This window comes from Shimia sp. R9_1 (assembly GCF_017743775.1).
Lineage (GTDB): Bacteria > Pseudomonadota > Alphaproteobacteria > Rhodobacterales > Rhodobacteraceae > Shimia.
Map to the genome: position 1 here is coordinate 370,940 of NZ_JAGHRN010000005.1, position 6,117 is coordinate 377,056.

Annotated in this window: 5 protein-coding genes, 1 tRNA gene and 1 pseudogene; 3 read left to right on the forward strand and 4 right to left on the reverse strand. The window is 57.1% G+C overall.

The window, feature by feature from the left end; translation table 11 throughout:
* The first annotated feature begins 98 nt into the window (after positions 1-98).
* Positions 99-689 carry an NAD(P)H-dependent oxidoreductase gene (locus tag J7399_RS17245; protein WP_209087969.1) on the forward strand — a complete coding sequence of 197 codons (591 nt, stop codon included), beginning with the start codon at positions 99-101 and terminating at the stop codon, positions 687-689.
* A 141-nt stretch (positions 690-830) separates the two neighbouring features.
* Complete coding sequence (locus J7399_RS17250; RefSeq protein WP_209087972.1) at positions 831-1,553, forward strand: glutathione binding-like protein; 723 nt, start codon at positions 831-833, stop codon at positions 1,551-1,553.
* 13 nt (positions 1,554-1,566) lie between these two features.
* Here the strand turns inward: J7399_RS17250 and J7399_RS17255 are convergent, their stop codons facing one another.
* Positions 1,567-3,816 carry an ATP-binding protein gene (locus J7399_RS17255; protein ID WP_209087975.1) on the reverse strand — a complete coding sequence of 750 codons (2,250 nt, stop codon included), beginning with the start codon at positions 3,814-3,816 and terminating at the stop codon, positions 1,567-1,569.
* Between the two features lie 280 nt (positions 3,817-4,096).
* Entirely contained in the window at positions 4,097-4,741 is a 645-nt protein-coding gene (locus J7399_RS17260) for a 2-hydroxychromene-2-carboxylate isomerase (RefSeq protein ID WP_209087978.1), read from the reverse strand.
* A gap of 303 nt (positions 4,742-5,044) precedes the next feature.
* Between J7399_RS17260 and J7399_RS17265 the strand changes: the two genes are divergently transcribed.
* Positions 5,045-5,626 carry a hypothetical protein gene (locus J7399_RS17265; protein WP_209079425.1) on the forward strand — a complete coding sequence of 194 codons (582 nt, stop codon included), beginning with the start codon at positions 5,045-5,047 and terminating at the stop codon, positions 5,624-5,626.
* 56 nt (positions 5,627-5,682) lie between these two features.
* Here J7399_RS17265 and J7399_RS17270 read toward each other — a convergent pair.
* Positions 5,683-5,758: transfer RNA gene (locus J7399_RS17270), tRNA-Trp, on the reverse strand.
* A gap of 162 nt (positions 5,759-5,920) precedes the next feature.
* Positions 5,921-6,117, reverse strand: a pseudogene (tuf, locus tag J7399_RS17275) (elongation factor Tu); the annotation flags it as partial.

Here is a 6,117-nt window from a genome sequence, read left to right on the forward strand (position 1 = left end):
TTTGAGAAACGCGCAAAGGTTGAACCCCGCATTGAGCAACCACACGTCCTGCGCACCGCACCTCCCCAAGCGGTTGTCCCAAATGCAAGGAATGCATCATGACCAACATACTGATCCTCAACGGCGCCCAACCCTATGAGTTTGCACCAGGTCGGCTGAACGCCTCTTTGACCGACCGCGCCCGCACAGCGCTCGAAGACAAAGGCCATGAAGTGCGCGTCACAACAGTCGCCGAGGGCTATGACGTAGACGCCGAGATCGCGAACCACCAATGGGCGGACACTGTGATTTTCCAGTTCCCGGTCAATTGGATGGGCGTGCCATGGTCTTTCAAGAAATACATGGATGAAGTCTACACCGCCGGTCTGGACGGTCGCTTAAGCGCTGGCGATGGCCGCACCGAGGAGGCCCCCAAGTCCAACTACGGCATGGGTGGCACGCTCACGGGCACCCGTTACATGTTGTCAGTCACGTTCAACGCCCCGCGTGAGTCCTTTGATGATCCTGCCGAGGCTCTTTTTGCCGGTGGCAGCGTCGATGACCTGCTGCGCCCCATGCACCTGAACGCAAAGTTCTTTGACATGTCCGCCCTGCCAACCTTTGCCGCGTTTGATGTGATGAAGAATCCCGACATTGCCGCAGATTTTGAGCGTTTTGACGCCCATCTCGCGGCACATCTCGCAGGCTAACGGCCAACGCCCTCATTCAATCTTGCATCCCAAACTTGGCGGCTGCACCGGTCAAATGTGCAGCCGCCAGCCACGTGTCGCCAGCAATAGCCGAAGATGCTAGCCTGAGGATTCGAGCTTGCCGAACCCCGGAGTGCCCTCATGACCACGCCAGACATCCACCTCTATACCGCTGCCACAATGAACGGCTACAAACCGGTCCTGTTTCTGGAAGAGGCCGGCGTGCCCTACGACCTGACATTCGTTGATTTTGGCAAACGCGAGCAGAAAGCGCCGGACTATATGAAACTCAACCCGAACGGGCGCATACCCACCATCGTGGATCGCTCAAACGGCGATTTTGCGGTGTTTGAGAGCGGCGCAATCCTTTGGTATCTGGCCGAAAAATACGGGAAGTTCCTGCCAACAGATCCAAACGCACGGTCCGAAGCCCTGCAGTGGCTGATGTTTCAAATGGGCGGTGTCGGGCCGATGATGGGCCAAGCCATGTACTTCCAGCGCATCGCCGCGCCCAATGGGCATGAAGAGCCCTACGCAATCAAACGCTTTGTGGATGAGAGCCGCCGCCTTCTCGAAGTGCTCAACACCCGTCTGCAGGGCCGCGAATGGCTTGCGGGCGAGGATTACAGCATCGCCGATATGGCAACCTTTCCATGGGCACGCGCTTACGTCTGGGCCAAGGTTTCGATCGATGGGCTGTCGCATCTGCAAGCGTGGTTTGACCGCATCGACGCACGCCCTGCAACGCAAAGGGCACTCAGCATTCCCAAGGCACAGCCGCAATTCTGGAGCACCTCAGCACAGGATGATGCCTTTGGCGCCGAAAATGCTGCGCGCTTTGCTATGGATGCAAAACAGTCTTAGGTCATCCCAAGCGTCACGCTGCGCCGGTGATCTGTCCGTTTTTCTGGTGATCCGCGATCCAGTTCAAAAGCTGAACCTTGCGCAGCGGCTTTGTGAGAAATTCATCCATGCCCGCATCCAGACACGCCTGCATTTCCCCATCAAAGGCATGCGCGGTCAGCGCCACAATGGTCGGCTGTGCAATGGCCATTTTGCGAATGGCCTTCGTCGCTTCCACGCCGTTCAGACGCGGCATCGACATGTCCATGAAAATCAGGTTGGGCAAAAAACCCTCAACCATCTCAACCGCTTCCTGACCATCTTCGGCAAAGGCCAGCTCCAGCGGCTGATCCTTGAGGTATTTCTTCATGAGGAAACGATTGGTCTGATTGTCCTCAGCCACAAGTATGCGCAGCCCCGGCTCGATCTGTGCGGGCGCATCTGTATTGGCAGCCTGCATAGGGGACAGCTCAGACTGCTCCACATCCTCATAAGGTATCTCAACGCAGAACGTCGCCCCTTCGCCGGGCTCGGACTCCACCATGATGCTGCCGCCCATCACATCCAGAATATGCCGGGTGATCGACAGACCAAGCCCCGTACCGCCAAACTTGCGCGACGTCGCCGCTTCGGCTTGGGTGAAGTGATCAAAAATCTTGTCCTGCTGATCTTTCGGAATGCCGATCCCGGTGTCGCTGACTTCGCAGATCAGGCGCCGCCCGTTTGCATCACAGGTATGGCGCAGCATCACATCCACACCACCGGTGTCTGTGAACTTGATGGCGTTGCCCAAAATATTGGTCAGAACCTGACGAATACGCCCGTCATCAGCCTTCACATAGTCCGGCGTGCTCTCCCCCACATTAAAGGTGATCACCAGCCCTTTGTCGTCCGCCGCAGGGCTCAACAGATCCAAGGTCTCCTTAATGCAAGCGTGCGGTGAAAACACCACCGGGTGCAACTGCATGCGCCCGGCATCCAATTTGGACAGGTCCAGAATGTCGTTGATGATCGCCATCAGCGACATGGAAGATCCGCGAATGGTCTCGGTAAAGCGCGCCTGCTCTGTGTCCAGCTGGGTTTCAGCCAAAAGATCGGCCATACCGATCACACCGGACAGCGGCGTGCGAATTTCATGGCTCATGTTTGCCAGGAACTCCGCTTTGGTGCGGGCTCCCTGCTCAGCCGCCTCACGGGCTTTCACCATGTCTTGCGAGAGTTGACGCGCTTCCGTCACGTCCCGTTCGATCGACACGAAAAACTCAACTTCACCAGTTTCATCGCGGATCGGACAGAGGTTCACATCTACCCAGATGCGTCGACCGTCCTTGGTCACATTCTGCAGCTCACCGCGAAAGGCACGGCCAGCGGCAACAGCATCCTCAATGGGTTTGTAGCTCCGCAGCTCTTCGATGTTGCCGGTCAACAGATCCACAATTGCCTGCCCTTTTGCCTCTGCCAAAGAAAACCCTGTGATCCTTGTGAAAGCGTCATTCACCCAGACGATGTGCCGGTTCTTGTCAGAAATGATCACACAGTCATTGGCGTTGCGGGCCACCAGAGACAACTGGCGCATCTCGGTCTGCTGTTCCTGCAAACGCGCAGTCACCGCCTTCATCTCTGCCCGCTGCTGACGCAGATCCTGAGTGATACGGGCGTTTTCCAGCCCCGCCTTCGAAAACGCGATGAACATATAAAACAGGCAAAACATCAGCATCACACTGGAAGCGCGGATGAGGTAGAACGGCTCAAAGGACCCCAGCTGCAGGGCATGCACCCCCATCAGCACAAACGGGGCGCTAGCATAAAAAAGCAACCTGCAAATGGCCGTTGCCGGATTCTTCGGCAGGGCAATTGTCGCGTTCACCGCGCCGATACAGAGCGCCCCAACGACAAAGAGCAAATCTGCCTCTTCAAGCTCTGCAAAGTAAAACACCCCAATGCTAGCAACAAAGGCGCCACCCTGGATGGCGCTGGAGACCACAGCCAGCCATTGTGCGGGCCAGAATCTCCCCGTCTCAATCAAACGGAGCACATGGGTTCTCAGGATATGACTATCCAACCAGTCACCGCCAACAGCGAGCAGAAAGGCGATCGCAACAATCCACGGATCCAGCGCAAAGCAGGCAATGAAACAGCCGATCGCAAACAGCACCAGCCGCGCCTTCCAACGCGCAGCCCGCTCCTTTGCATACTCTCTAAGCAGCCGACAGCGATTGCGCTGCGCGGCATCAGCCGGCAGGGCGTCCTGCGCAGAATAAAGTGCTGTCGGTGCCTGGGTCATGATCTCGTTAGAGGATAAAAAAGTATTCAGAAACTATTCTAAGGGTCACAAACGTTAACATCGCGAATGGGAAGACCGCCATTTTTCATAGCGTTTTCAGTATTCTAAAAATCATTTGTTGTAAATTTTAAGTTGATCACACGGCTGATCGTGCGGTCAGACACTTACTTTTGGGTGAGCACTCAAGTCAAGCCACCCGTTATGCGCTTACACGCCGCGACGTCACGTACAAATCCGCCGCTCGCCCGCAGCGCATAAAAAACCGGCAAACAGCCTAGCCTCAGCCAACCGGCGGGTTTTGGAACCGATGCGGGCCAAAGGGCGTCTCCAGCGCGTGTTCTAGTAGCTCCAAGTGGTCCTGCCCATAGAACATGTCCCCGTTCAACACATAGGTGGGCGAGCCAAATACGTTGCGCGCCATGGCCTCCTGCGTGTTCGCCGCCAACTGCGCCTGCACCGGCTCCGACATCGCCGCCTTCAGCAACCCAGCCGCATCTACCCCTTCGCGTTGCAGCACCTCATCCAATGCTCCTGCATCATTCAAATCCATATCGTCACGCCAATGCCCCTGCAGCAGAGCAAACGCCAGCCTGTCCAGATCACAGCCCGCCTCTGCCGCCGCAATCATCACGCCGCTGGAGAGCGCGAGCGGCGCGTCGTGAAAGCTCGGACGATGCCCAAGCACCTCCACGCCCCGAAACGCGGCCCACCGTTCGATTTCGCGGCCAAAGAAATAATCCACATGCGCCTGCGTCCGGCCTGCAAAGGACAGCCCGCCTGCATGCTCCACGACTGGCGACAGCTCTATGGGCCGGTGCCGCAAATGCGCGCCCTTCCTGGCACAGATGTCCAGCAGTCTCTGATGCCCGATATAAGCAAAGGCAGAGTGGGTGGAGTAAAAATATTCAATCTCGATTTCAGCCATAGCGGGACGCTAACAGCCGCCCTCCCCCATAACCAGAAAAAAGCGCCAGCCCCCTCCGCCGCGCCGCACAACAAATCAGCAGCCACCGGCTCAACTCCGCCTGTGGCCCGTCACATGCAGATAACACTCTGCCGCAACGACAACCCATGATAGCTTACCTGCGGCGCACAGCGGCACGCTCATCTGCCGGGGATCGCTGAGAATTTCGATCAGCCCCGCCCCCTTTCAGAGCCTGTCAAATGTACCGCTACGGGCCCCAAGGCCCGGTCTGTGCCAGTATGGATATTGTTAAGGACGAGAGACATGAAACGGCTTTTGATTGTCACCGGTTTTGAATCTTCCGGCAGCGTATTCCTTGCCCGCGTGGCCTCACACGTGCTCCAGAAATGCAAAACCTTCGGCGCGTGGGATGGCTACGGCTGGAACGGCGACAGGGGCGACGACCTGGTGATCATCCACCGCTCGATGCCCTACTCCCGCGGGCCGAAAAAATGGTTTGAGGAGCTTCAGGACGAGATCAAGGATCTGGCCGACTATGATGTGCGCTTCGTGATCTGCACCCGCGACCTTTCAATCAGCCGCACCAGCCGCCAGCTCAGATTTGGCGGCGCGACCGCGACGTACAAAGCCGATGATGCGCGCGCGCGCGACATCTTCGCCAACATTATGCAGACACATGAGTATTATATCTTCAGCTTTGAAAGCGCACTGGCGCTGCGCGAGATCTACTATCAGGATTTTTACAAATGGCTTGGGGTGGAGAGCAGCTTCTCGCCCCCGCTCTTTGATGCCAACGCGCCTTATGTGAAGTTCAAAACCCCGCAACGCGCCATCAAACTGGCCCGTATGTCCGCAGGCCGCTTCAGGCGCATGGTCCGCATATAAAATTCCAAATGCGCCGCGAAGCGCACGGATCTCTGACAAGTACATATTTTGGAAAATGGCAGGGGCACCAGGGCTCGAACCCGGGACCTACGGTTTTGGAGACCGTCGCTCTACCAACTGAGCTATACCCCTAACGTGAGCAGTTTCGTAGTGCAGTGCTGCAGGAAGGGCAAGAGGGAAAACGCGCAAAATGCGCTCTCATCGCGGCTTTCTTCCCTTGGCGGGACCGCGCCTTCCCCAAGCAAAAAGGCCGCCCCGAGGGGCGGCCTTTCCGTAAACAATCAGAAGGACTGATTATTCGACGATTTTGGACACAACACCGGAACCAACGGTGCGGCCGCCTTCACGGATCGCGAAGCGCAGGCCGGCTTCCATTGCGATCGGTGCGATCAGCTCAACGTTGAACTTCAGGTTGTCGCCAGGCATCACCATCTCGGTGCCCGCTGGCAGTTCAACAGTGCCGGTCACGTCAGTTGTACGGAAGTAGAACT